Annotated in this window: 21 protein-coding genes and 1 pseudogene; 9 read left to right on the top strand and 13 right to left on the bottom strand. The window is 66.4% G+C overall.

Annotated elements, in window-relative coordinates; genetic code table 11:
* Positions 1–42: 42 nt before the first annotated feature.
* The 5 genes from EET13_RS23090 to EET13_RS23070 all read right to left on the bottom strand — a co-directional run bounded on the left by EET13_RS23090 (position 43) and on the right by EET13_RS23070 (position 3,313).
* Positions 43–438, bottom strand: coding sequence for a type II toxin-antitoxin system VapC family toxin (locus EET13_RS23090; protein WP_122444446.1), 396 nt, complete (start codon positions 436–438; stop codon positions 43–45).
* A gap of 1 nt (position 439) precedes the next feature.
* Complete coding sequence (locus tag EET13_RS23085) at positions 440–688, bottom strand: type II toxin-antitoxin system Phd/YefM family antitoxin (RefSeq protein WP_122444445.1); 249 nt, start codon at positions 686–688, stop codon at positions 440–442.
* A gap of 295 nt (positions 689–983) precedes the next feature.
* Complete coding sequence (locus EET13_RS23080; protein ID WP_244604068.1) at positions 984–1,772, bottom strand: SDR family NAD(P)-dependent oxidoreductase; 789 nt, start codon at positions 1,770–1,772, stop codon at positions 984–986.
* 54 nt (positions 1,773–1,826) lie between these two features.
* Positions 1,827–2,573, bottom strand: coding sequence for an SDR family oxidoreductase (locus EET13_RS23075; protein WP_122444443.1), 747 nt, complete (start codon positions 2,571–2,573; stop codon positions 1,827–1,829).
* A gap of 17 nt (positions 2,574–2,590) precedes the next feature.
* A complete protein-coding gene (locus EET13_RS23070) occupies positions 2,591–3,313 on the bottom strand; it encodes an SDR family NAD(P)-dependent oxidoreductase (protein ID WP_168991320.1) in 723 nt (240 codons plus the stop codon).
* A 158-nt stretch (positions 3,314–3,471) separates the two neighbouring features.
* Here EET13_RS23070 and EET13_RS23065 point away from each other — a divergent pair, with 158 nt between their 5' ends.
* The 3 genes from EET13_RS23065 to EET13_RS23055 are packed head-to-tail and all read left to right on the top strand — an operon-like array spanning position 3,472 to position 5,147.
* Positions 3,472–4,473, top strand: coding sequence for a sigma-70 family RNA polymerase sigma factor (locus EET13_RS23065; protein ID WP_122444442.1), 1,002 nt, complete (start codon positions 3,472–3,474; stop codon positions 4,471–4,473).
* Positions 4,474–4,515: 42 nt separating this feature from the next.
* A complete protein-coding gene (locus EET13_RS23060) occupies positions 4,516–4,761 on the top strand; it encodes an antitoxin VapB family protein (RefSeq protein ID WP_122444459.1) in 246 nt (81 codons plus the stop codon).
* Positions 4,758–5,147: a type II toxin-antitoxin system VapC family toxin gene (locus EET13_RS23055; RefSeq protein WP_244604067.1), complete on the top strand. Its 390-nt coding sequence runs from the start codon at positions 4,758–4,760 to the stop codon at positions 5,145–5,147. The genes EET13_RS23060 and EET13_RS23055 overlap by 4 nt, the downstream gene beginning before the upstream one ends.
* A gap of 41 nt (positions 5,148–5,188) precedes the next feature.
* On the opposite strand, the gene EET13_RS23050 is transcribed toward EET13_RS23055, so the two are convergent.
* The 5 genes and pseudogenes from EET13_RS23050 to EET13_RS23030 form a co-directional block, all read right to left on the bottom strand.
* Positions 5,189–6,013 (bottom strand): LLM class F420-dependent oxidoreductase, encoded by an 825-nt coding sequence (locus EET13_RS23050; protein ID WP_122444458.1) that lies wholly within the window; start codon positions 6,011–6,013, stop codon positions 5,189–5,191.
* Between the two features lie 23 nt (positions 6,014–6,036).
* Entirely contained in the window at positions 6,037–7,002 is a 966-nt protein-coding gene (locus EET13_RS23045; RefSeq protein ID WP_280177890.1) for a poly-gamma-glutamate hydrolase family protein, read from the bottom strand.
* A gap of 124 nt (positions 7,003–7,126) precedes the next feature.
* Complete coding sequence (locus EET13_RS23040; protein ID WP_122444439.1) at positions 7,127–8,353, bottom strand: Nramp family divalent metal transporter; 1,227 nt, start codon at positions 8,351–8,353, stop codon at positions 7,127–7,129.
* Between the two features lie 105 nt (positions 8,354–8,458).
* Positions 8,459–9,536, bottom strand: a pseudogene (locus tag EET13_RS23035) (NAD(P)H-dependent amine dehydrogenase family protein).
* A gap of 93 nt (positions 9,537–9,629) precedes the next feature.
* Positions 9,630–10,421, bottom strand: a complete 792-nt coding sequence (locus EET13_RS23030; protein ID WP_122444438.1) for an SDR family oxidoreductase — start codon at positions 10,419–10,421, stop codon at positions 9,630–9,632.
* 320 nt (positions 10,422–10,741) lie between these two features.
* Between EET13_RS23030 and pstS (EET13_RS23025) the strand changes: the two genes are divergently transcribed.
* Genes pstS (EET13_RS23025) through pstA form a run of 3 tightly spaced genes read left to right on the top strand, consistent with a single transcriptional unit; the run spans position 10,742 to position 13,788 of the window.
* Positions 10,742–11,857: a phosphate ABC transporter substrate-binding protein PstS gene (gene pstS, locus EET13_RS23025; protein WP_122444437.1), complete on the top strand. Its 1,116-nt coding sequence runs from the start codon at positions 10,742–10,744 to the stop codon at positions 11,855–11,857.
* A 12-nt stretch (positions 11,858–11,869) separates the two neighbouring features.
* A complete protein-coding gene (gene pstC, locus EET13_RS23020; RefSeq protein WP_122444436.1) occupies positions 11,870–12,844 on the top strand; it encodes a phosphate ABC transporter permease subunit PstC in 975 nt (324 codons plus the stop codon).
* Positions 12,841–13,788 (top strand): phosphate ABC transporter permease PstA, encoded by a 948-nt coding sequence (gene pstA / locus EET13_RS23015; protein WP_122444435.1) that lies wholly within the window; start codon positions 12,841–12,843, stop codon positions 13,786–13,788. The genes pstC and pstA overlap by 4 nt, the downstream gene beginning before the upstream one ends.
* A gap of 17 nt (positions 13,789–13,805) precedes the next feature.
* Here the strand turns inward: pstA and EET13_RS23010 are convergent, their stop codons facing one another.
* From EET13_RS23010 to ku, 3 genes are all read right to left on the bottom strand, one after another.
* Positions 13,806–15,923: a serine/threonine-protein kinase PknD gene (locus tag EET13_RS23010; RefSeq protein WP_122444434.1), complete on the bottom strand. Its 2,118-nt coding sequence runs from the start codon at positions 15,921–15,923 to the stop codon at positions 13,806–13,808.
* A gap of 267 nt (positions 15,924–16,190) precedes the next feature.
* Positions 16,191–17,318 (bottom strand): phosphate ABC transporter substrate-binding protein PstS, encoded by a 1,128-nt coding sequence (gene pstS, locus EET13_RS23005; protein WP_244604066.1) that lies wholly within the window; start codon positions 17,316–17,318, stop codon positions 16,191–16,193.
* A gap of 53 nt (positions 17,319–17,371) precedes the next feature.
* Positions 17,372–18,274 carry a non-homologous end joining protein Ku gene (ku, locus tag EET13_RS23000; protein ID WP_122444432.1) on the bottom strand — a complete coding sequence of 301 codons (903 nt, stop codon included), beginning with the start codon at positions 18,272–18,274 and terminating at the stop codon, positions 17,372–17,374.
* Positions 18,275–18,675: 401 nt separating this feature from the next.
* Between ku and EET13_RS22995 the strand changes: the two genes are divergently transcribed.
* The 3 genes from EET13_RS22995 to EET13_RS22985 form a co-directional block, all read left to right on the top strand.
* Positions 18,676–20,955, top strand: coding sequence for an ATP-dependent DNA ligase (locus EET13_RS22995; protein WP_122444431.1), 2,280 nt, complete (start codon positions 18,676–18,678; stop codon positions 20,953–20,955).
* The gene (locus tag EET13_RS22990) at positions 20,952–22,880 is read left to right on the top strand and encodes a fumarylacetoacetate hydrolase family protein (RefSeq protein ID WP_122444430.1); all 1,929 of its coding nucleotides are present in this window, start codon (positions 20,952–20,954) and stop codon (positions 22,878–22,880) included. The genes EET13_RS22995 and EET13_RS22990 overlap by 4 nt, the downstream gene beginning before the upstream one ends.
* A gap of 258 nt (positions 22,881–23,138) precedes the next feature.
* Positions 23,139–23,870, top strand: a 732-nt coding sequence (locus EET13_RS22985; protein WP_136623232.1) for a PE family protein, incomplete at its 3' end; no start/stop codon positions are given.

The following is a 23,870-nucleotide window of genomic DNA, read 5'->3' as shown; positions in this document are numbered from 1 at the left end:
ATCACCGCCCGCACAGGGCGGCCCAATTTACTGCATCGGTGGTTACACCGCCACGACGCGGATCAGCTGCTCCAGCCCCGCGAAGTCCTCGGCGTTTCGACTGTAGAGATCTAAGCCATTGGCGTGCGCCGTCGCGGCGATGAGCAGGTCGGCGAACCGGCTTCGTGGTTTTCGCTGTTCGTGCACCACGGCTGCAACGATGAGCCCGTAGCTGCGCACGGCGGCCCCGTCGAACGGAAGGGGCTCCAGCCGCGATTCGACCTCCTGCAATCGGGCCTGGCGTCTGGCCGCCTCGATCGGCGTCGTGGCCAGCAGCGGACCGGCGGCCAACTCGGCAACCGTAATGGCCGAAATCGCCATCTCGCCGGGCAGTGCGGCAACGATCGCCGGGTCGTGCCAGTCAATGACGACCGACGTGTCCAACAGGCCGGAGGTCATTTCACACACTCTGGTCGATCAACCGGTCGAGGTCGGCGCGGAACTGACGATGATCAATGCGCACCGCTGTGCTGGCCAGTGCAGCGACTTCGTCGCGAGTGATGAATCTGCGGCGAACGGCCCGCAGCGGGCGAAGTTCGGCCACCGGTTCGCCGTTGCGCGTCACCACGAACGTCTCACCCGCGGCCACCTCATCGATCACCTTCGCGTTGTTGTTGCGGAGGTCGCGCTGGGGGATGGTCTTCGCCACGTAGCGAATCGTAGCGTATTCCGCTACGGCACGCTACGCCGGACCCGGCGCTGCACCAGCTGATCCGTCGAATGCCGCGCGGACGTCGGAATCCATTGCGACAGTGCGCAACAGCGGGTCCGGGATCGCCTCGTATCGTCTTCATGTCAGCGATCAGGTCTTCGGCGCTCCAACCGACACAACGCGTGGGCAATCCGAGTTCGGCGTCGGTGACACTGCCGACGTCCCTGCGCGGCTGGCTCGGCGCAGCGGCACCAAATGCGTGAAAATCGGCTATTAACAAGGTAATTCGACCCTAGTCGACGATGATTCCACCAGTCAGGTTGGCAACCGTACCGGTCATCGCGGCGGCCCGGTCACAGGCCAGGAAGACCGCCGCCTGCGTGAGTTCGACCAGGGTAGTCGCGTGTTTGCGATGGCTGTTGGCGGCCATGGTCGCCGCGAATTCCTCGCTGGTGACCTGATAAGCGTTGGCGTGCAATCCGAAGACCACGTCGATCGTCGGGGTTTCTTCGATGCCCGTGGTCCGCAGGCACACCGCACGCACCCCGTGGGACGCCCACTCCGCCGAAAAGGAGCGGTTGAGCGCTTCCATGGCCGCCCAGGCCGGACTCATGCCGCCCAGCAGCGGTATGCCCAACCGCGCCGGTTCCGGGGTGTGCATCAAGACCACGCCCGATTTCTGGTCGATCATGTGCCGGGCGGCGGCTCGACCGGTCACAAAGTGCGCCCGCGCATAGGTGGTGATCGGCAGCGAGAAGCTCTCCACCGCCAGGTCGGTGAGCGGGATGCCCTGCATGCCCTGTTGCGGAATGCCGATGGCGTTGAACGAAATATCGACCGTCCCCGCCGTGTCGACGACGGCGTCGAGGTGGTTGGTCACCGCCCGCTCGTCGAGGGCGTCGACCCGAGCCGCTTCCGCCGACCCGCCGGCAGCGCGGATCTCGTTGGCGAGCCCCTCGATGCCGTCGAGGCGGCGTCCGGTCACAAACACACGCGCCCCTTCGCGAGCGAACGCGCGAGCCACCGCGCTTCCGACGGCTCCACCGGCCCCGTAGATGACCGCGTTCTTGTTGTCGAGCAATATGGGTCTTCTCCTTTCGCCGCCGCGGCGGCCGTGGTGTGGATCTGGAAAAGTTCAGGGCGCCGGCGTCAGCCCGGCACCGGTGAGCAGGTAGGCCGGCGCAACGGTCGACGGGTCCGCCGCGACGAGGCCCACCAGGGCCGAACCGGCGATCTCCGGGGTCAACACGTTCCCCAGCTGCCGCACGAAGGCCGCTTCGGGCTGGCCGCTGCGGGCCGTGTAGGCGCGGATCCCGCGGCGGCCGACGTCACCCAACGGGGTCATCCGGGGCAGCACCGTCGTGACGCTCATGTCCAGGTCAGCCCGACGGGCCTCCTCCTGGGCGTATCCGGCGATGAACCGCTGGGTGGCCTTGGCCCCCGCGTAGCCGCCGCTGGCCGGGGATCCGTTGACGGCTGCTCCGCTGCTGACCACCACAACCCGGCTGCCCGGCGGCAGTGGCTGCAGCAGCGCTTCACGCAGCCAGATGAACGCGATCTTGACGTCGGTATGCCAGTTGACCGAAAAGGTCTCCCACGTCTGGTGGTGCAGCGGACGCATCACCGGGTTGGCTCCCGCGACCAGGATCAGACTGCGCGGCCGGTAGCGGTCCAGCAGGCTCCATGCCAGCGTCGCATCGGCCGCGTCGGCGACCTCGACGCGAATGTTCGGGCTTGTCTGCGATAGCTCGGTAAGCGCGCGATCGTTCCTGGCGACGGCAACCACCTGGGCGCCCGCCTCGGCGAACGCACTAGCGATCCCGCGTCCCAAGCCGCGGCTGGCCCCCACCACCACCGCCGTCGTGCCGGATAAGTCACTCATCGTTGTGCTCTCTTCGGCTACTGGACCGGCTGGGGATCCAGCAGTGCCGCGTATTGGCGCTCGAGCATTTTGGCCGCGCCGATGCGCCAGCTATGGGCCACCGACTCCGACATCGGATCCGGGAAGATCTCCTCGTCGGCGTGCTGCACCCCGTCAAAGATGGCTCGCGCCACCGACTTCGGGGCGGCCTTGGGGATGTCGAAGCCGCGGGTCATGTCGGAGTCCACCGGGCCGGTCAGTACGGCATGTACCCGGACGCCGCGTCCGGCCAGCAGGACGCGCAGCGACTGCGTCAAGCTGAACGCGGCCGCCTTGGAGATCGAATACGCGGGGATGACCGGCAACGGGGCCACCGCATTGACCGACAGGTTGTTGACGACGGCTCCGCGCGACCGGATCAGCAACGGCAGAAACGCCTGTGTCACGTCAAAGGTCCCGAACAGGTTCACCGCGAGATGGCGCTCCAGCACCGAGCGGTCGCTGAGGTCGTCGTAATCGGCGACGCCCGCGTTGTTGACCAGAATGTCGAGCGCCTCGACCTGCTCGACCGCGCGCTGGATCTGCCTGGCATCGGTCACGTCCAGGGTCAACGGCGTGACACGGGCATCCGGGTGCGTCCCGGGCCGGCGCGCCGCGGCGTACACGCGCCGCGCGCCTCTGTTCAAGGCCTCGTGCACCAGTGCCTGACCGATTCCGCGGTTGGCCCCGGTCACCAATACCGTCTTGTCCGCAATGCTCATAAGTAGCTCCTCGCAACGGATGTGCAGCTGTCGAAGAAGTAGAGGCGGCCGCATCGCGAAATTGGGCGCACCCGGTGCGCCCAATTTGTGCCCGGCCCGGCGTCAATACTGAAAAGCCGGCGATCGCCGGAAGACATGAACGCGAAGGTGCAGAGGTGATGACCACCGATCTGATCGCCCGGGCGCGCGCCGGCAACGGCGACGCATTTCGTGAACTGACCGAACCGCACCGTCGGGAGCTACAGGTGCACTGCTACCGGATGCTGGGTTCGCTGCATGACGCCGAGGACGCGCTGCAGGACACCCTGCTGGCCGCGTGGCGAGGCCTTGACCGTTTCGAGGGCCGCGCCTCGGTGCGCACCTGGCTGTATCGCATCGCCACCAACCAATGCCTCAGCATGCTGCGCTCAGCCAGGAGGCGCCCGGCCAAGGAGTGGGACGTTGCCGGCATCGAACCGCCCGAGCCGAACAGCTTCGGCGAAATCGTCTGGCTTGAGCCATTTCCTGACGCACTGCTCGCGGACGCCGGACGCGCGCCGGTGGGCACAGAGGCCCGCTACGAACAAACCGAAGCCATCTCCTTGGCCTTCATGACCGCGCTGCAGCTGCTGCCCGCTCGTCAGCGCGCCGTGCTCATCCTGCGCGAGGTGCTCGGTTACCACGCCAACGAAGTTGCCGAAATGCTCGACAGCACAGTCGAATCGGTGAACAGTGCCCTTAAACGTGCCCGTGCCGCGGTGCAGCGGCGCATGCCGCCAGCGGGCGACGCGGGGCCTCCTGCACCCGACTCACCGGCCGAACGGGCGCTGGTGGCGAAGTTCGTCCACGCTTACCAATCCGGTGATGTCGATGCACTCGTCGAGCTGCTGACCGACGGTGTCCGGGTGTCCATGCCGCCGATTCCGCTGGAATACCACGGCCGCGACACCGTCGCCCGCTTCTACGCCACCGTCTTTCATGCCGACCGCGGTTATGATCTGGTGCCCACTCGGGCCAACGGTCAGCTGGCGTTCGGGGCTTACCTTCGATCGGGCCGCGGTGTGCGCCACGGCGCCGGGCTGCTCGTGCTCACCCTGACCGGCGAGCGGATCTGCGCGCTCACCCGGTTCGACAACGACGTACTCCCGGCGTTCGGGCTGCCGCGATCGCTTCCCGGCTGACCGGCTGTTGCATGCACAGATCCATGCATGTATACATGCATTGTGGCTACCAAGACCATATCGATCGATCTCGACGCCTATGAGCGTCTTCGGGCAGCTCGGCGGTCGCCCAACGAATCGTTCTCCCAGGTCATCAAGCGGGCACATTGGCGCAACGAAATGCCCACGGCAGCAGCACTTCTCGATGCGCTCGCTGAGCTACCGACGGTTACCGGCGACGTTCTCATGCGCCTCGATGAAGCACAGCACGCTGACGCGCCACCTGAGGATCCATGGCTCTGCGGGTGAGCGTCGACACGACGTTTCTGATCGACCTGCAGCGCGAACGATCCACTGGCGACGACGGTGCTGCGCATCGATTCCTCAAACGCTCGCCGGACGCAGAGCTTTACCTTTCCACGATCGCGCTCGGCGAGTTCGCCGAAGGGTTCGACGGAGCGCAGCACCCAGTCCTCAACGCCATGCGCGAGGGCCATGTCCTCGTTCAGGTGGATGATCAGATCGCGTTTACCTACGCGAGAATCGTGCGTGAGTTGCGTCGCCGCGGCGAACTGATTGGCAGCAATGACCTGTGGATCGGTTGTACGAGTTTGCGTTTGGGCATCCCGATCGTTACCGCCAACGTGGCGGATTTCCGCCGCATCGACGGCCTGGGCATCGTGCAGTACCGCTGAGCCCGGTGGCGTCTGCTGGTGCGAAGCTCGCCACGAACCGTTCAACGCAGTTCGGCGATCACCTTCGCGAAGTTGTCGATGTGAGTGTCCTGCACGGTGAACGACGTCACGCCGTATCTGTCGCGGTAGGCCGACAACGTGTCGGCGATCTCACGCGGTGACCCGCTGAGCACCGAGTGCAGTGCCAGTATTTCCTCGTCGGACAAACCCGGCGTGTACCTGCGGGTCAGCGCCAGATTCGGAATGCGCTCACCCGCGGCCGGCACCGCCGTGATCGCCAGGTTCAGTTCGAGCGCATCGAACCGCTCGCCGGCGGCCTTGCGGACGAACTCGACCCGCTCGGCCAGCGGGTCTTCGGCGTCGTGAACCTTGGCGCCGGTCAGTCCGATGATGTCGGCGTGCCGGGCAGCTAGCGTCATCACCCGGTCGCCGTTTCCGGCGATCAGAATCGGCACCTCAGGATGATGCTCTGTGAGGTAGGCCGTCATGTGTTCGAGATAGTCGACCCGCGCTCCGGCGCTGGGGTAGGGCAACTCGGCGGCCTCGAACTCCTCGCGGACATAACCGGTGCCCAGGCCTACTTCGAGCCGGTGGTCGCTGATCAGGTCCAGCGCCTCGACCTCGCGACTGAGCAGGGCCGGCTTGTAGAACGCGGCGTTGAGCACGTACATGCTCAGCCGGATTCTCGTAGTGACCATGGCCGCCGCGGTCAGCGTCGGAAAGGGGGCCGCCGCGCCGAGATGATCGGGCACACACAGGACGTCGAACCCGAGATCTTCGGCCCGCCGCACCTTCTCCTGCAGCGCCGACCGCGATTTGATGAAGCGAACACTGAGTCCGAAGCGAAAGTCCTTGGCCACCAACAACCTCCGTTCACCCACAACGACACTTACCAGGAACGCGCCGCGGCCACCAGTTCCCCCACCAGCGCCGCGGTGACCGGGGACAGGCCGTCGGCTCCCGGCAGGGGACTGCGCGGGCTGAGCCCCCGCACGCGCGCCGACAGCTCCAGTTGGGTTCCGCCGCCGCGTACCCGGTTGACCGGATTGCCGGAATGCAAGCCACGCAACTCCAGCGGAATGGCCTCCAGATCGGTGACGATCTGGTAGCCGGGCAGCGAGACCGCGACGTCGACGTGGTTCAAGAACTCCGCGAGCCATGCCGACTCCGCCGGGTCGAACCGGGCCGAAGGGAGGTGGTGCGGATATCGGTCGGGATGCCAAACGAGATACACCGGTGCGTCGGCGGCCTCGGCGGCGCGTTCGGCGATCACGTCGGTCGTCTTCTCCAAGTCGCCGCCGTGGATGGCAAGAAAGCCGAAACGCGACCGCAGCGTACTGACCTCGCGTACTCCGGGCTCACGCAACAGCGCTGAAAGTGATTGCGGCGCAGGCTCCGACGTGGCCCGCGGGTTGGCCCGCGGCCAGCGCGCGGGGTCCCAGCGGTGCAGGAAGTCGATCCAGCGCTGCGGCAGCCCATGGTGGACGGCTCCGTCGATGATGCGGGGCAGATAGCCGGGCCGGGGCGGGCCGGCAGTGACCCGGTGGTCGATGTACACCCAGGCCGGCGTCGGTCCGGTGTCGGTGTGCACGCTGCACCGGTAGCGCCGGTAGCGGACCGGTACCCCCTCGGCGTTGTCCAGGGTGGTCAGGTCGTCGTCGGAGACCTGCCAGAGCACCCCGTGCACCTGGCTTCCGGTGAACGGCTCGACGGTGGCTACCCCGCGCTGGTTGATCAGCCAGTCGTGGTCCGACAGCACCGCCGGCCGCGGATCAGCCGCGTCGGGGCAGCGCGCCGCCATCTGGCGGACGCACAGGTTGGAGCCGTATGCGAAGTAGGGCTGGTGAGCGTTCACCATGAGATCGCGACGCGGATGCCGGGTAGCAAAGCTGACCTCCCGGGGGCTCAGGGACGACGACGTTACTCATCTTGCCCCACCTGCGGAAATGGCCGTCCCAAAATGGGGTGATGCAGGCCGATCACCCCACCGCAGTCAGGCAAATCAGCACCGCGTTGAGCAGGCTGATCATCACTGCGACCACCCAGCCGACGACGGTGGTGGCGCGGTGGTTGGTATCGCTACCCATCACCTGCGGGTCGCTGGTCAGCCGGACCAGCGGCAGCACCGCGAAGGGGATGCCGAACGACAGCACCACCTGCGAGAGCACCAGCGTGCGGGTCGGGTCGACACCGATGGCCAGGAGCGCCACCGCAGGGCACAGCGTGACCAACCGGCGCACCGCCATCGGGACAGACCAGTGCAGCAGTCCCTTCATGATCGTCGCCCCGGCATAGGCGCCCACCGAAGCCGACGCCAGACCCGAGGCCAGCAATCCGATCGCAAACAGCGCCGCGATCGTCGCGCCCAGCGTGTCGCGCACCGCGGCGTAGGCGCCTTCGATCGACGCCGTATCGCCGCGACCACGCATGTTGAGCGCGGCGACCAGCAGCATGGCGGCGTTCACCCCGCCGGCGAGCACCATCGCCAGGCCGACATCCCAGCGGGTGACCCGCAGCAGCCGGCGCCGGAACGGCCCCGGTTCGGGGTGCCCGTGGCGGTCGCGGGCCAGACCCGAATGCAGATACACGGCGTGCGGCATGACGGTGGCGCCGAGGATGGCCGCGGCCAAGAGCACGCTCTCGGCTCCGCGGAACCGCGGGATGAGCCCGGCCAGGACGGCATCCGACGGTGGCGTCGCAACGAAGAAACTGGCGGTGAAGCCGACAGCGATGACCATCAGCAAACCGGTGATGACCCGTTCGAACAGGCGCTGGCCGCGGCGGTCCTGAACCGTCAACAGCAGCAGCGAGATGACCCCGGTGATGATCCCGCCGACGGGCAGCGGCACGTCGAACAGGATGCGCAGCGCGATGGCCCCGCCGATGACCTCGGCCACGTCCGTTGCCATTGCCACGATCTCGGCCTGCGCCCAGTAGGCGAGCCGAGCCGGACGGCCCATCCGCTTGCCAATCGCCTCGGGCAGGGAGTCTCCCGTGACCAGCCCCAGCTTCGCCGACAGGTACTGGACCAGCCCGGCCATCACGTTGGCGGCGACGATCACCCACAGAAGTAGGTAGCCGAACTGCGTGCCGGAGCTGACGTTGGCGGCGACGTTGCCGGGGTCGACGTAGGCGATTGCCGCGACGAAGGCCGGTCCGAGCAGATACCAGCTGGTCTTCAACGAGGCCTGGGTGTCCTGCGCCAACTCACCGACCTTCGATCCACGACCTCGAACAAAACCTCGAACAAAACCTCGAACAAAAAAGTGAGGTTAGCCGAAACCTGGCCGGCGGGCCACCGCGCGATCGAACTACTCGCCGACGCCGTAAAGGCCCTTACCGGTGATCAAGGGCAGATCGAGGGTCGTGCGGATACCCGGTTCGGCGGCCACCACCGCCGGGATCGCGTTGACGAGCCGCATCGCCGTGGCGACCAGTCCGGCATGGTTGTGATCGCCGTGGCGGCTGCTCAGACAGATGTCCATGGCTTAGGAGGGTTCGCCGGTGATCTCGATGCGATACGAGCCGCCCGGCTGTGCGGGCTGCGGCCAATCCGGGCACAGGTCTGCGCGCAGCCGGGTGACGTGTTCGAGCACCGCGGCCGGCGCGCCGTCGACCAGGCCCAGCACCTCGAACCGCAGCGCGGCGGCACTGCCTTGGAGGATGTGGCCCGAGGCGATGTCGAAGGCCTCCGGAGCCGGTTCGCGGACGTACACCTCCTCGACGACGTCGACGGTAAGGCCAAGGCCGGCAGCCAGTTGGCGCACCACCGAACCCCAGGCCAAACTCAGCACACCGGGCTGCAGCAGCATCGGAATCTCGTCGATCGGCTTGCCGAATCCCATCACGTCGAACATGACGACGGCACTGTCATAGGTGGCGTAGTCGACGATCTCCATGCAACGGATCTGCTCGATGCTCTGGCAGGTGCCGGCCAGCGCCAGCGGCAGCAGGTCGTTGGCGAAACCAGGGTCGATGCCGCTGACATAGAGGCTCGAATTACCTTCGCGCGCAGCATCTTCCAGTGGCATGACCAGCTCGTCGGGGATTACCTGCCACGGGTACTGCAGGAAAACCGGCCCACTGCCGACGATGTTCACCCCGGCCGCCAGGACCCGCCGATAGTCGTCCAGCGCCTCCGAGAGCCGGTTGTCGGCCATCGCGTTGTAGACGGCGCACTGCGGTCCGGTGGCCAGTACCGCGTCCAGGTCGGTGCTGGCCTTGACGCCGTGGCGTGGTGAATCCGGCGAGCTCGGCCGCGTCCTTTCCGGCCTTCGCATCCGATGACACCCACACCCCGGTGAGCTCGTAGGCCGGGTTGGTGATGAGCGCCCGCAGCGAATGAATGCCGACGTTGCCGGTGCCGAGCTGGACGACGGGTATGGGCATGCTGGCTCCTTGCGGGTTGGACCGCGAGCAGCCGCAAAAGCGCCCGACACGCCCGGCGGGTCGGCGCTTTTGCGACTGCTCGCGGGTCACGGCTTACAGGTCTGGGACGGGGATGTCCAGGTTGGGGCGAGTGAGGCCGCCGTCGACCTCCAACACCTTGCCGGTCAGGAAGCTGCTCGCGGGCGAGGCCAAATACACTGCGGCAGCGGCGATGTCGACGGGATCGCCGAGCCGGCGCAGCGGCGTGGCCTGCTCCATCGGCGCACGCAGCTCGTCGTTGGCGGCCACCACGTCCAGTGCGGAGGTGAGGATCGAACCCGGCGCGATCGCATTGACCCGGATGCGTGGACACAGATCCAAGGCCGCCAGCCGGGTGTAGTGGGCCAGGGCGGCCTTTGCGGTGCCGTAGGCCGCGAAACCACGTCCGGCGAGCCGGCCCATGGTCGAGGTGATGTTGATGATGCTGCCGGCTCCCGAGTGCTCCAGCATCAGCGGCACGGCCGCGACGACCAGCGCGTGGGCGGTGGCGACGTTGAAGGTGAAAGCGTCCCGGAGGTCCTTGGTAGAGGTGGTCAGCAACGTGTTGGGCATGGTGCCGCCGACGTTGTTGACGACGATGTCTAGTCTTCCGAACGCCTCGACCGCCTGACTGGCCAGCTCCGCGGTGACCTCGGGATGGGCCAGGTCGGCGGCGACGACGTGAGCACGACGCCCGGTGGCACGAACCTGTTCGGCGACCTCGTCGAGCTGGGATTGAGTCCGCGAGGCGATGACGACGTCGGCGCCGGCCTCGGCGAAGGCCAACGCGATAGCAGCACCCAGACCGCGGCCGCCCCCGGTGATGACGGCGACTTGGTCGTCGAGACGGAACCTGTCGAGGATCACTGCGGCCTCGTTTCGGTTGTCGGCCGAGACGGCAGCTTCCCTCGCCGTCTGGGCTGCGGGTATTTCTGGAACGGGTTCTACTTTCTCACAGCGGCGCAAGGATGTAACGCCTCCGGACACCCCGGTCGGCCGGCGCGAGCCGCAAATGTGTTTGGTCGGCCGATCAGGTTCGACGAACGCCATGTGTCTGCGCGGCGACTGCCTGATGAACTCGTTCAAGACTGCCGATTGTTACTGTAGCCTCGTGCTGCGAGAGAAGCGGCTGGTTTGCGCGCCGTGACCGAGTGCGGTCCGGCGAATGTCTACCGTTAGGAACTGAATTGAAACTCAACGGATTTGGCGCCACGCTGAGTATCCTGGCTTCGGGCGCTCTGCTCTTGTCCGGGTGTGGCAGCGACAATAACGCCAGCGGGGGCGGGTCTACGACGGGCCAATCGTCGGGCAACGTCAATTGCGGCGGGAAGAAGACACTCAAAGCCAGCGGGTCCACCGCCCAGGCCAACGCGATGACGCGCTTCGTCAAGGCATTCGAGCAGGCCTGCCCCGGTCAGACGCTCAACTACACCGGCAACGGCTCGGGCGCGGGGATCAGCGAATTCAACGGAAACCAAACCGATTTCGGTGGTTCGGATTCGCCGCTGAGCAAGGACGAGGCTGCGGCGGCCCAACAGCGCTGCGGCGGCTCCCCGGCGTGGAATTTGCCGGTGGTGTTCGGCCCGATCGCGGTCACCTACAACATCAACGGCGTCAGTTCGCTGAACCTGGACGGCCCCACCCTGGCAAAGATCTTCAATGGCACCATCACTACCTGGAACGATCCGGCGGTCCAGGCCCTCAACTCGGGCACCAACCTGCCAGCGACTCCCATTCACGTGGTGTTCCGCAGCGACGAGTCCGGTACCACCGACAACTTCCAGCGTTACCTCGACGCGGCTTCCAACGGCGCGTGGGGCAAGGGCGCCGGAAAGACGTTCGCGGGCGGTGTCGGCGAGGGCGCCAAGGGCAACGACGGTACGTCGGCCGCGGTGAAGGGCACCGAAGGGTCCATCACCTACAACGAGTGGTCGTTCGCTCAGGCGCAGCATCTGAACATGGCCAAGATCGTCACCTCGGCCGGACCGGAAGCGGTGGCGATCAGCACCGAGTCGGTCGGAAAGACGATCGCCGGGGCCACGATCAAGGGGCAGGGCAACGACCTGGTGCTGGACACGGTCTCGTTCTACCGGCCAACACAGCCCGGGTCCTACCCGATCGTGCTGGCGACCTACGAAATCGTCTGCTCCAAATACCCTGACTCCCAAGTAGGCACGGCGGTGAAAGCATTCCTGCAGTCGACCATCGGCGCCGGTCAGAATGGTCTGGCCGACAACGGCTATATCCCCATTCCGGACGGGTTCAAGTCGAGGTTGTCGACCGCGGTGAACGCCATCGCCTGATCTGGGGTCGACGTGGTCCGAGGCCCGCTGGCCAAGCCCGCGCTGGTAGAGGTCGACGCGCGCGCGTCCCGGCGGGCGGACCGGCTGTTCAAGTCGGCGGCATCGGCCGCCGGTTTCACCATCGTGGTCGCCATCGCGCTGATCGCGGTGTTCCTGCTGCTTCGCGCCGTCCCGTCGTTGCGCGCCAACCACGTGAATTTCTTCACTAGCGCCGAGTTCAACACCGCTGACGACGAGAAACTGGCGTTCGGCATCCGCGACCTGTTCATGGTCACGGTGCTCAGTTCGATCACCGCGCTGGCGCTGGCCGTACCGGTTGCGGTGGGGATCGCGGTGTTCCTCACCCACTATGCGCCCAGACGGCTGTCGCGCCCGTTCGGCGCGATCGTGGATCTGCTGGCCGCGGTGCCGTCGATCGTTTTCGGGCTGTGGGGCATCTTCGTGCTGGCACCGCAGCTGGAGCCGGTCGCGCAGTTCCTCAACCGCCACCTGGGGTGGCTCTTCTTGTTCAAGAAGGGCAATGTTTCACTGGCCGGCGGCGGCACCATCTTCACCGCGGGGATCGTGTTGGCCGTGATGATCCTGCCGATCGTCACGTCGGTATCCCGTGAAGTGTTCCGTCAGACACCGCTCATCCAGATCGAAGCCGCCCAGGCGCTGGGCGCCACGAAATGGGAGGTGGTGCGAATGACGGTGCTGCCGTTCGGCCGCAGCGGTGTCATCGCGGCGTCGATGCTCGGTTTGGGCCGTGCGCTGGGCGAAACCGTGGCGGTGCTGATCATCTTGCGGTCGGCGGCCCGGCCGGGAAGCTGGTCGCTGTTCGACGGCGGTTACACGTTCGCATCCAAGATCGCCTCGGCGGCTTCGGAGTTCAGCGAACCGCTGCCGACCGGCGCCTACATTTCGGCCGGGTTCGCGTTGTTCGTCCTGACCTTTTTGGTCAACGCCGCCGCACGTGCCGTGGCCGGCGGGAAGGTCAACGGATGACCCTCGACGCCTTGGACAGGCCGGTCAAAGCGGTGGTGTTTCGTCCGCTGAGCCTGGCGCGGCGGATCAAGAACAGCCTGGCGACCGTGGTGTTCTTCAGCTCGTTCGCCATCGCGTTGGTGCCGCTGGTGTGGTTGTTGTGGGTGGTGATCCAGCGCGGCTGGTACGCGATCGTCCGGGTGGACTGGTGGACTCATTCGTTGCGCGGCGTGCTGCCCGAGGAGTTCGCCGGGGGCGTGTATCACGCGCTGTACGGGACGCTGGTGCAGGCCGGGGTGGCAGCCGCGCTGGCCGTGCCGCTGGGTCTGATGACTGCGATCTACCTGGTCGAATACGGCACCGGCAGGATGGCGCGGGTAACCACGTTCATGGTCGACGTCCTTGCCGGGGTGCCCTCGATTGTGGCGGCGCTGTTCATCTTCAGTCTGTGGATCGCCACCCTGGGATTTCAGCAGAGCGCGTTCGCGGTGTCCTTGGCGCTGGTCCTGTTGATGCTGCCGGTGGTGGTGCGCTCCACCGAGGAGATGCTGCGGTTGGTGCCCGACGAGCTGCGCGAAGCCAGTTATGCGTTGGGCGTTCCGAAATGGAAGACGATCGTGCGCATCGTCGTCCCGATCGCAATGCCGGGCATTGTGTCTGGCGTCCTGCTGGCGCTGGCGCGCATCATCGGCGAGACCGCCCCGGTGCTGGTGCTGGTCGGATACAGCCGTTCGATCAACCTCGACATCTTCAACGGCAACATGGCGTCGCTGCCGTTGCTGATCTACACCGAACTCACCAACCCCGAACACGCCGGCTTCCTGCGGGTGTGGGGTGCCGCGCTGACGCTGATCATTCTGGTGGGAGTGATCAATCTGCTCGCGGCGGGGATTCGCTTCGTGGCCACCCGGGCCCCGACGATCGCCTTGATCCGAAAGGGAATTCGCTTCCTGGTCGCTCGATAAGGGGAACCGGCGCGCGCCTATGAAGCCTGGGCGAGTTTGAGCACCCTGCCGTTGCCGCGGTCGGCGACGTAGACATTGCCCTTCTTGTCGACGGCAACCGACAACGGGGTGTTGAGGCCGGTGAACGGCAGCTCGGTGGAAGCGGTTGCGCCGGCCGGCAGCTTGGCCACCGCATTGTTGTCGTGTTCGGTGACATAGACGTTGCCGGCACCGTCCACCGTGATACCCCAGGGCGCGGTCAGGCTGGTGAATGGGAGTACGGATTGATTGCTGGTGCCGGCCTCCAGCTTGACCACCCGGTTATTGTCGGTGTCGGTGACATAGACGTTCCCGTCGGTGTCCACGGCCACGCCATCGGGGTTCTTCAGGCCGTTGAATGGCAGCACCGTCTGGCTGGTCGAGCCGGGCGCCAACTTCACCACCCGGTTGTTTCCCCGGTCGGCGACGTAGACGCCGCCCTGGGCGTCCACCGCGACGCCTTCTGGATAGTTGAGACCGCTGAACGGCAACTCGACCTGGCGATTCGACCCGGCCGCCAACGACACCACCCGGTTGTTGAAATCGCTGACGTAGATGGTGCCGGAGCCGTCGACGGCCAGCCCCTGAGGCTCGTACAGCCCGTTGAACGGTTTCACCGTCGGCGTGCTGGACCCCGCCGGTAACGCCACCACCCGGCCGTACATGGTCTGGTTGGTGACGTAAACGGTGCCCTGGTCGTCGACCGCGACCCCGCCCGGGGAGAAACGGAAGTTGAGGCCGTTGAAGGGCATGACCACCTGACCTTGTGGCGGTGCCGAGCCCTTCGGCCTGGTGGCCACGAAGACGCTGATGCCGGCCACCACCAGGATGACGGCCGCGACGGCGGCCGCGATCATCCACACCTTGCGCTTGCCGCGAGGCGGACTGGCCGGTTGGGATAGGGACGGCTGGCTGAACGACGGCATGCCAGCGGCGGAGCGGGGACCCTGGCCGACCGGACCCTGACCGGCGGAAGACAGGCCCGGCTGGCTGGGCCAACCGGGGCCCCCGGCGACCGGGGCGGCCCGGGTCTGGTGCTCGGAGCTGTGCGGTTGCTCCCGCCATCCGCGCAGGCTGGACGGCACCGGCCGGGCCACGGTCTCGTCCTCGCCCGGGTACTGCGGTCGAGGAGCCAGCGGCGGCGGAACCTGGGGCGGGGGCTGGGGCTGGGGACCCGCGCCGGTGTAGTTGGTCCAGGCGCCCGCGAAACTCGTTTCGGCGATCAGCGTTGCGTTGTCGCCCCGCTCCAAGATGGTGGCCTCCTGGCGCTGCTCGGGCATGGTGAGCGCGTCGTGGGCGGCGATCGCCAGATCGCCCGCACTCATATAGCGGTCCAGGGGATTCTTGGCCATTCCCTTGGCGATCACCTGATCCAGGGCCGGCGGGATGCGTCCGGGCCGCAGCACGCTGGGCCGCGGCGGCGGCTCCAGGAGATGTGCGGCGATCAGCCGTTCGACACTGTCGGTCCGATAGGGCGGCGCCCCGGTGAGGCATTCGCCCAGGACGCAGGCCAGCGCGTAGATGTCGGCGCGGTAGGTGACCTCATCGGCGGTGAATCGTTCCGGGGCCATGTAGTTGTAGGTCCCTACGGCCATCTCGCTCTGGGTCAGCCCCGGGTCGTGGGCGGCACGCGCGATGCCGAAATCAACCAGATAGGCGAAGTCGTTGGCAGCCACGAGAACGTTTTCGGGCTTGACGTCGCGGTGGGTAACCCCACTGGTGTGTGCGGCGTCGAGCGCGGCGGCGACCTGCCGCACGATGGCCACTGCTCGTGCCGGGGCGAGCGGACCGTATTGGGTCAGCATCGTGCGCAGTGACACGCCGTCGATGAGCCGCATCTCCACATAGAACTGGCCATCAATCTCGCCGTAGTCGTGGATCGGCACGATGTGCGGTTCCGTCAGCCGTCCCGCGGTGTCGGCCTCACGTTGCATCCGCGCGCGAAACACCGGGTTCTCGGAGTACTGGGTCGAAATCAGCTTCAGCGCCACTGTCCGGTGCTTGCGCGTGTCCTCGGCTTCGTAAACCTCGCCCATGCCGCCGCGGCCGATCAACCGGACCAACCGGTACGGCCCGAAGCGCGACCCAACCCGCGAACCCGGCTCGGTCTCGCTCACCGTCGACGCTCCCTTCGTCCGGCCCGCCGATCCACCGGACACCGTTGGTTAACACACGGTAAATCCTCAAAGACAGGGCACACAACAAAATCGGGCTTACTCTCAGTGATTTCTGACCCGCGGCTCAGGATGAAATCCGGGCTGGTTGAGCACCGCGGCACCCGCTGCCCGCCGAGACCGTTGCGACACTTGGCGATTCGATCCGCCCGCGGCGCAATGCCGCCCGACCCGCCGGCGCCGGCGTTCCCTCGCCAGGGACAGTGCCGATCACGCGATGGCGTTGACCACCGGGATCAATTTCGATTGGAACGAACTCGGCAGCGGAATATAGCCGTACTCGTCCAAACCGATCTGGCCGTCGCCAATTGTGGCCTGCATAAACGCTTTTACGGCGGCACCGGTGGGCGCATCGGGATATTTCGAGCAGACGATCTCGTAGGTCACCAGCACGATCGGATAGGCGCCGGTCTTGGTCGGCCGATAGAACGAGGACGTGTCCACCACCAGGTCGTTGCCCTGACCCTTGAATGTGGCCCCGGCAATGGTCTTACCGACGGTCTCGGCGGTGATCGTCACCGGATCCGGGCCGGCCGAGGTGATGATCTGAGCCATGTTCAGTTGATGACCCACCGCATAAGACCACTCGTTGTACGTGATCGACCCGTCGGTTCGCTTGAGCGCCTGCGACGTGCCGTCGTTGCCCGCGGCGCCCTCGCCGACGCCTCCGTTGAACGTCTGGCCGGTGCCCTTGCCCCACGCGCCGTTGGAAGCGGCATCGAGGTATTTCTGGAAGTTGTCGGTGGTGCCGGACTGATCGCTGCGGAAGACGACGTGGATGGGTGTCGACGGCAGGTTGACGCCCGAGTTGAGGGAGGCGATCGCCGGGTCGTCCCACTTGGTGATGGCGCCGTTGAAAATCCTCGCCAAGGTGGGGCCGTCCAATTTGAGCGTGCTCACGCCGTTGATGTTGTAGGTGACTGCGATCGGGCCGAAGACCACCGGCAGGTCCCACGCTTCCGACCCGCACCGCGCCGCGGCCTTGTCGGGCTCACCTTTGGCCGGATCCATCGGGGAATCCGAGCCCGCCAGATCGGTCTGGTTGCCCAGGAAGAGCTTCATGCCGGCACCCGAACCGTTCGCGTTGTAGTCCAGCGTGTGTCCGGGGCAGGCATGAATGTAGGCGTAAACGAACTGTTCGATCGCATTCTTTTGCGCCGTCGACCCCGCCGCCAGGAGTTTCTTCTTGCCGCCGCAGTCCACCGGGACGCTGGGCGTGCTGGATCCCGACGACGACGACGTGTTGCCGGAATGGCCGCCGCAGGCTGTCAAGACCATAGCGCTGACCAGGAGCAGGGTCAGCGCGGCTCGAGTTCGTCCGGATCGAGTGAACTTCACGCAATACTCCTCTCGGCAGCACGACGAGCATAGGTCAACGGCGGCCATCCAGGTCAGGACCTGGACGTCTGTTTCGCGGGGGCCTTTTTTGCCGCCGGTGTGTTCTTGGCCGTCTGCTTGGCCGTTGTCTTCTTGGCCGTCTTGCTCGGCGGTTGTTCCTTGTCACCAGAACGCGCCTTGACGCTGGCTTCCAGTTTGGCCAGCAGATCGGAGACGTCCTCGGTCTCGTCCAGTTCGGTCGGTTGCTCCTCGGTGGTAAACGCTTCTCCGCCTTCGAGTTTGGCGTCGATTAGTTCTCGCAGCTGCTCCTGGTAGGTGTCGCGATAGCGGTCCGGGTTGAAGTCTTCGGCCATGGACTCCACCACCTGGCCGGCCATCTTGAGCTCCGCCGGTTTGATCTCGACTTTCTTGTCCAGTATCGGGAAGTCGGGGTCGCGAATCTCGTCCGGCCATAACAAGGTATGCACCACCATGACGTCGCGCTTACCGAAATCCTTGACCCGCAACGCCGCCAGCCGTGTCTTGTTGCGCAGCGTGAAGTGCACGATCGCCATCCGTTCGGCTTCGGCGAGTGTCTTTGCCAGCAGTACATAGGATTTCGAAGACTTCGAGTCCGGCTCCAAGAAGTAGCTGCGGTCGAACATCATCGGATCGACTTCGCTAGCGGGCACGAACTCGAGCACCTCGATTTCACGGCTGCGCTCTTCGGGCAACGTGGCGATGTCGTCGTCGGTGATGACCACCATCTGGCCGTCATCGGATTCGTAGGCGCGCGTCAGGTCGCCGTATTCGACCACCTCGCCGCACACCTCGCACACGCGCTTGTAGCGAATACGTCCGTTGTCCTTGGCGTGGACCTGATGGAACTTGATGTCATGGTCTTCGGTGGCGCTGTACACCTTGACCGGCACGTTTACCAGCCCAAAGGCGATCGAGCCCTTCCAGATGGAGCGCATGCAGTCAGTATGCCCACAACGCGGGGCGGTTAACAGCGACGCCACGGCGACTCGGCGCACCAACCGGGCGGCGGGCCGGGCGGTATACCGCAAGGCTGCCATCGCAGACCCGAGGGATAGCCGGCGAAGTCGTCCGCGGCGATGCTCACCACCACGGTGGCCCTTCGGGCACGGCTATTTCAAGTAACGCGTTGTGCCCCAACGACTTTGAACATTCAGCTATCCGGTGGGCGGCAGCGTCGCCGCCGATGTCGGCCGGCAGGTCGACATCACGGCCCAGCCGCGTCGACCCGACCGCTACATTCGCAACGGGCTGGCGCCCACATGCTCGGCGGCAACCGCTCCACCGGGCTTCGCCGATCACCGGCCCGTACGCCAGGTCGACAGGTTACGTTGACACTATGGAGCAGCGGGTCAAGCTGACCAACGCCGACAAGGTGCTCTATCCGGCGACCGGGACCACCAAGGGCGACGTCTTCGACTACTACACCCGCATCGCGGAGGTGATGGTGCCGCACATCGCCGGTCGTCCTGCGACCCGCAAGCGCTGGCCCAACGGAGTCGGCCAACCTTCGTTCTTCGAAAAGCAGCTGGCGTCGTCAGCGCCGGACTGGTTGCCGCGGGCAAGCGTCGTGCACCGGTCCGGAACCACGACGTATCCGATCATCGACAGCGCGACAGGGCTGGCATGGATAGGCCAGCAGGCGGCGCTCGAGGTGCATGTGCCGCAGTGGCGGTTTATCGCCGAATGGACGCGAAGCGAGGCGGAGCAGTTGAAGCCCGGCCCGGCTACCCGATTGGTGTTCGACCTGGACCCGGGCGAGGGCGTGACGATGGCACAGTTGGTCGAGGTCGCACATGCGGTCCGGGAGCTGATCACCGGTATCGGGCTGAGCACCTTCCCGCTGACCAGTGGCAGCAAGGGCCTGCATCTGTATGCCCCGCTGGACGAGCCGGTGAGCAGCAAAGGTGCCACGGTGCTGGCCAAACGCGTTGCGCAACAACTGGAGACGACGATGCCCACGCTGGTCACCGCGATCATGACCAAGAGCCTGCGGGCGGGCAAGGTGTTCTTGGACTGGAGCCAGAACAACGGGTCCAAGACCACCATCGCGCCGTATTCACTGCGCGGCCGCGACCAGCCGACGGTCGCCGCGCCCCGCACCTGGGACGAACTGGACGACCCGGGGCTGGGCCAGCTCCGCTATGACGAGGTGCTGGCGCGGGTGGCCCGCGACGGGGACCTGCTCGCGCCGCTGGATGCCGACCTGCCCGGCGTGGACCGGCTGACCAAGTACCGCAGCATGCGCGACGCGTCGAAGACCCCCGAACCGGTGCCTCGGTCCAGACCCGTTGTCGGCCAAGGCAATACCTTCGTCATCCAGGAGCACCACGCCCGCCGGCTGCACTACGACTTCCGGTTGGAGCGTGACGGCGTGCTGGTGTCGTGGGCGGTGCCGAAGAACCTGCCGGAAACCGCATCGGTGAACCATCTTGCGGTGCGCACCGAAGATCATCCGCTGGAATATGCGACATTCGAGGGCACGATCCCGAAGGGTGAATACGGCGCCGGGAAGGTGATTATCTGGGACGCCGGCACCTACGACGTCGAGAAGTTCCGCGACGGAGCCGACAAGGGAGCCAAGAAAGGGGAAGTGATCGTCAACCTGCACGGCAATCGAATCTCCGGGCGGTATGCGCTGATCCAAACCAACGGTGACCAGTGGCTGGCGCATCGCATGAAAGACCAGCAGGCCTTCGACTTCGACACCCTGGCTCCGATGCTCACCACACACGGTTCGGTGGACCGTCTCAAGGCGCGACAGTGGGCCTTCGAAGGCAAGTGGGACGGCTACCGGTTGCTGGTGGAGGCCGACCATGGCACCGTGCGGCTGCGCTCCCGCAGCGGTCGTGACGTCACCAAAGAATATCCGCAATTGCGTTCGCTGGCAGCAGACCTCGCCGATCACCACGCCGCGCTCGACGGGGAGGTGGTCGCACTCGACGCCGCCGGCGTGCCCAGCTTCAACGAAATGCAGAACCGGGTCCGGGCCACCCGCATCGAGTTCTGGGCGTTCGACCTGCTCTACCTCGACGGCCGCTCGCTGTTGCGTGCCAAGTACCAGGACCGGCGCAAGCTGCTGGAAACCCTGGGCGCCGCAGCCCATCTCATTGTTCCGGAGCTGCTGCCCGGCGACGGAGCCGAGGCCATGGCGTACTCGCGCGAACGTGGCTGGGAGGGTGTGATCGCCAAGCGGCGTGATTCCGGTTATCAGCCGGGCCGGCGTTCGGCAGCGTGGATCAAGGACAAGCACTGGAACACCCAGGACGTCGTCATCGGCGGCTGGCGGGCCGGGGAGGGCGGTCGCAGCAGCGGCATCGGCTCGCTGCTGATGGGTATTCCCGGCCCTTCCGGGCTGTACTTCGCCGGGCGCGTCGGAACCGGTTTCACCGAACGCGACCTGGACAACCTTAAACGGACGCTGGCGCCGTTACATACCGACGAGAATCCTTTCGGCGCTTCGCTTCCGGCGCGTGAGGCTAAGGGCGTCACGTTCGTCGAGCCGAGGCTCGTCGGCGAGGTGCGCTATAGCGAATGGACCCCCGACAATCGGCTGCGTCAAACGAGTTGGCGTGGGCTGCGGCCGGACACGGACCCGAGTGAGGTGGTGCGGGAATGAAGTGGGTGACCTACCGCAGCGACGACGGCGAACGGGCCGGCGTGCTCTCCGGCGACAAGATCTATGCGCTGCCACCGGGATCGGCGCTGCTCGACGTGCTCGGCGGGGGTGCCGACGGGCTACGCGCGGCCGGCGAGGCTGCGTTGCGCTTACCGGCTGCCGTCGTCAGCCTCGACGAGGTATCGCTGACGGCGCCCATTCCGCGCCCGCCGTCGATCCGTGATTCGCTGTGCTTCCTGGACCATATGCGCAATTGCCAGCAGGCCATGGGCGGGGGCCGAGCGCTCGTCGACACCTGGTATCGCATCCCGGCGTTCTACTTCGCTTGTCCGGCAACGGTTCTAGGGCCTTATGACGACGCGCCGATGGCACCCGGAAGTGCCTGGCAGGACTTCGAGTTGGAAATCGCCGCGGTGATCGGAACCGGCGGCACGGACCTGACCGTCGAGCAGGCCGAGCAATCGATCGTCGGCTACACGATTTTCAACGACTGGTCCGCACGCGACTTGCAGATGCTGGAGGGCCAGCTGCGGATCGGACAGGCCAAGGGCAAGGACAGCGGGGTCACCCTCGGCCCGTACCTGGTCACCCCGGATGAGCTGGAGCCCTACCGCGGCGGCGGCAGGCTGCACCTGCAGGTCACCGCGTTGGTCAACGACACGGTGATCGGCACGGGTTCGACCGGGGCGATGGACTGGACGTTCGGCGAGGTGATTTCCTACGCCTCCCGCGGGGTGCTGCTGCGACCCGGCGACGTGTTCGGCTCGGGCACGGTGCCCACCTGCACGCTGGTGGAGCACCTGGGTGACCTCGAGTCGTTCCCGGGCTGGCTGCACGACGGCGACGTGGTGACCCTGCGCGTCGAGGGACTTGGCGAGACGCGCCAGACCGTGCGCGTGAGCAAACCGCCCCATCCGCTGATGCCCCGCCGCAACCCCGACGCGCCGCCGGCGCGGGCCCGAGTGAATCGGGCCCCGGCGCGGGTGCCCTACACGCGGGGCCTCCATGAAGTCGCCGACCGGGTATGGGCGTGGACGCTGCCGGACGGAGGGTACGGCTGGAGCAACGCCGGGCTGGTCGCCGGCGACGGGGCATCGCTGTTGGTGGACACGTTGTTCGACCTCGCGCTGACCCGCGAGATGCTGGACGCGATGAAGCCGATCACCGATCGTGCGCCCATCACCGACGCGCTGATCACCCACTCCAACGGCGACCACACCCACGGCAACCAACTGTTGGATCCCTCGGTGCGGATCATCGCCGCCCAAGGCACGGCCGAGGAGATCGCGCACGGCATGCACCCGGAGATGCTGGCCCGGCTGCAAACAGCGGACCTGGGCCCGGTCGCCACCGGCTATGCGCGAGACCGCTTCGGGCACTTCGGCTTCGGTGGCATCACGGTACGCAACGCCGACCAGACCTTCGAGCGTCAGTTGACTATCGAGGTCGGCGGGCGGCGAGTGGAACTGCTGAACCTCGGACCCGCACACACCGCAGCCGATTCGGTGGTGCACGTGCCCGACGCCGGTGTGCTCTTCGCCGGGGATTTGTTGTTCATCGGCTGCACGCCGATTGTCTGGGCCGGCCCGATCGAGAACTGGATCGCGGCCTGTGACGCGATGATCGCGCTGGAGCCGTCCGTCGTGGTGCCCGGCCATGGCCCGGTCACCGACTCCGACGGAATCCGCGCTGTCCGTGGCTACCTGGTGCACATCAGCGAACAGGCCGAAGCCGCATACCGTAAAGGGTTGTCGTTCGTCGAGGCCGTCGACACCATCGATCTCGGCGAGTACGCAACCTGGTTGGACTCCGAACGGGTGGTGGTGAACATCTATCAGCGTTACCGCGAACTCGATCCGGCCGCCCCGCAGCAGGAGTTGCTGGGGCTGCTGACCATGCAGGCCGAGTGGTTGGCCAACCGATAGCGTTGTGCGCGAAATGAATTGGGCTCCCACGATGCGACGGCGCCCGGCCCGCAGTGCTGGCCGCGTGTGGGCGCATTTGGTGGACGAGTGGCCGGGTGGAAGCGCCACGGCCGCGGCGGTTTCGTTGTTCTGGCGAACAATCATGTCCGAAAGTGCGAATCACGCTGCATCGTCGCGCTAATGTCCCCTTACGCCAGGTGGTCACCCGATCCGACCGAGTGACACAGCCGAAAACCGCTTGATTTGGGGAGGACAGAGATGTCGTTCGTGGTGGCGAGTACGGAGATGCTGGAGGCGGCGGTTTCAGATCTGGCCAATATCGGTTCAACTATCCACGTAGCGAATGCGGCCGCAGCGTTCCCGACGACGTCGGTGCTGGCCGCCGGCGCCGATGAGATATCTGGGGCCATTGCGGCACTGTTCAACACGCACGCCCAGGCCTACCAGGCCCTCAGCGCTCAAGCCGCGAGCTTCCACGCCCAATTCATACAGACCATGAATGCCGGAGCGGGCGCGTACGCGGCCGCCGAGGCCGCCAACGCCTCGCCGATTCAGGCCCTGTTCAACGCGATCAATGAGCCCACCCAGGTGTTGCTGGGGCGCCCGCTGATCGGCAACGGAGCCGATGGTACGGCGGCGAACCCCAATGGCGGGGCCGGCGGGTTACTCCTCGGAGACGGCGGCAAAGGCTATAGCCAAGCGGCGGGCAGCGGGCTGGCGGGTGGTAACGGCGGCGCTGCCGGATTGATCGGCAACGGCGGTCACGGCGGGGCCGGTGGCAGCAGCGGCACCGGCGCTGGCGGCGCGGGCGGCAACGCCGGAGCGGGCGGGCTGCTCTTGGGCAACGGTGGGACCGGCGGTGGGGGCGGTGCGACCACCTTCGCCGGCGGCAACGGCGGCAACGGCGGGGCCGCCGGCAACGCCGGGCTGTTCGGCAGCGCCGGTTCTGGTGGCGGCGGCGGGAGCGCCACCACCGGCACCGGCGGACAC

This window comes from Mycobacterium attenuatum, from assembly GCF_900566085.1.
Classification (GTDB): Bacteria; Actinomycetota; Actinomycetes; order Mycobacteriales; family Mycobacteriaceae; genus Mycobacterium; species Mycobacterium attenuatum.
The sequence above is the reverse complement of the archived record's forward strand: the minus strand, read 5'-3'. Positions and strand labels throughout refer to the sequence as shown.

Excerpts from the sequence above, each read along its gene's own strand:
- EET13_RS23090 (WP_122444446.1), bottom strand. The coding sequence starts at position 438 with ATGACCTCCGGCCTGTTGGACACGTCGGTCGTCATTGACTGGCACGAC.
- EET13_RS23075 (WP_122444443.1), bottom strand. The coding sequence starts at position 2,573 with ATGAGTGACTTATCCGGCACGACGGCGGTGGTGGTGGGGGCCAGCCGC.
- EET13_RS23070 (WP_168991320.1), bottom strand. The coding sequence starts at position 3,313 with ATGAGCATTGCGGACAAGACGGTATTGGTGACCGGGGCCAACCGCGGA.
- EET13_RS23065 (WP_122444442.1), top strand. The coding sequence starts at position 3,472 with ATGACCACCGATCTGATCGCCCGGGCGCGCGCCGGCAACGGCGACGCA.
- pstA (WP_122444435.1), top strand. The coding sequence starts at position 12,841 with ATGACCCTCGACGCCTTGGACAGGCCGGTCAAAGCGGTGGTGTTTCGT.
- ku (WP_122444432.1), bottom strand. The coding sequence starts at position 18,274 with ATGCGCTCCATCTGGAAGGGCTCGATCGCCTTTGGGCTGGTAAACGTG.
- EET13_RS22995 (WP_122444431.1), top strand. The coding sequence starts at position 18,676 with ATGGAGCAGCGGGTCAAGCTGACCAACGCCGACAAGGTGCTCTATCCG.
- EET13_RS22990 (WP_122444430.1), top strand. The coding sequence starts at position 20,952 with ATGAAGTGGGTGACCTACCGCAGCGACGACGGCGAACGGGCCGGCGTG.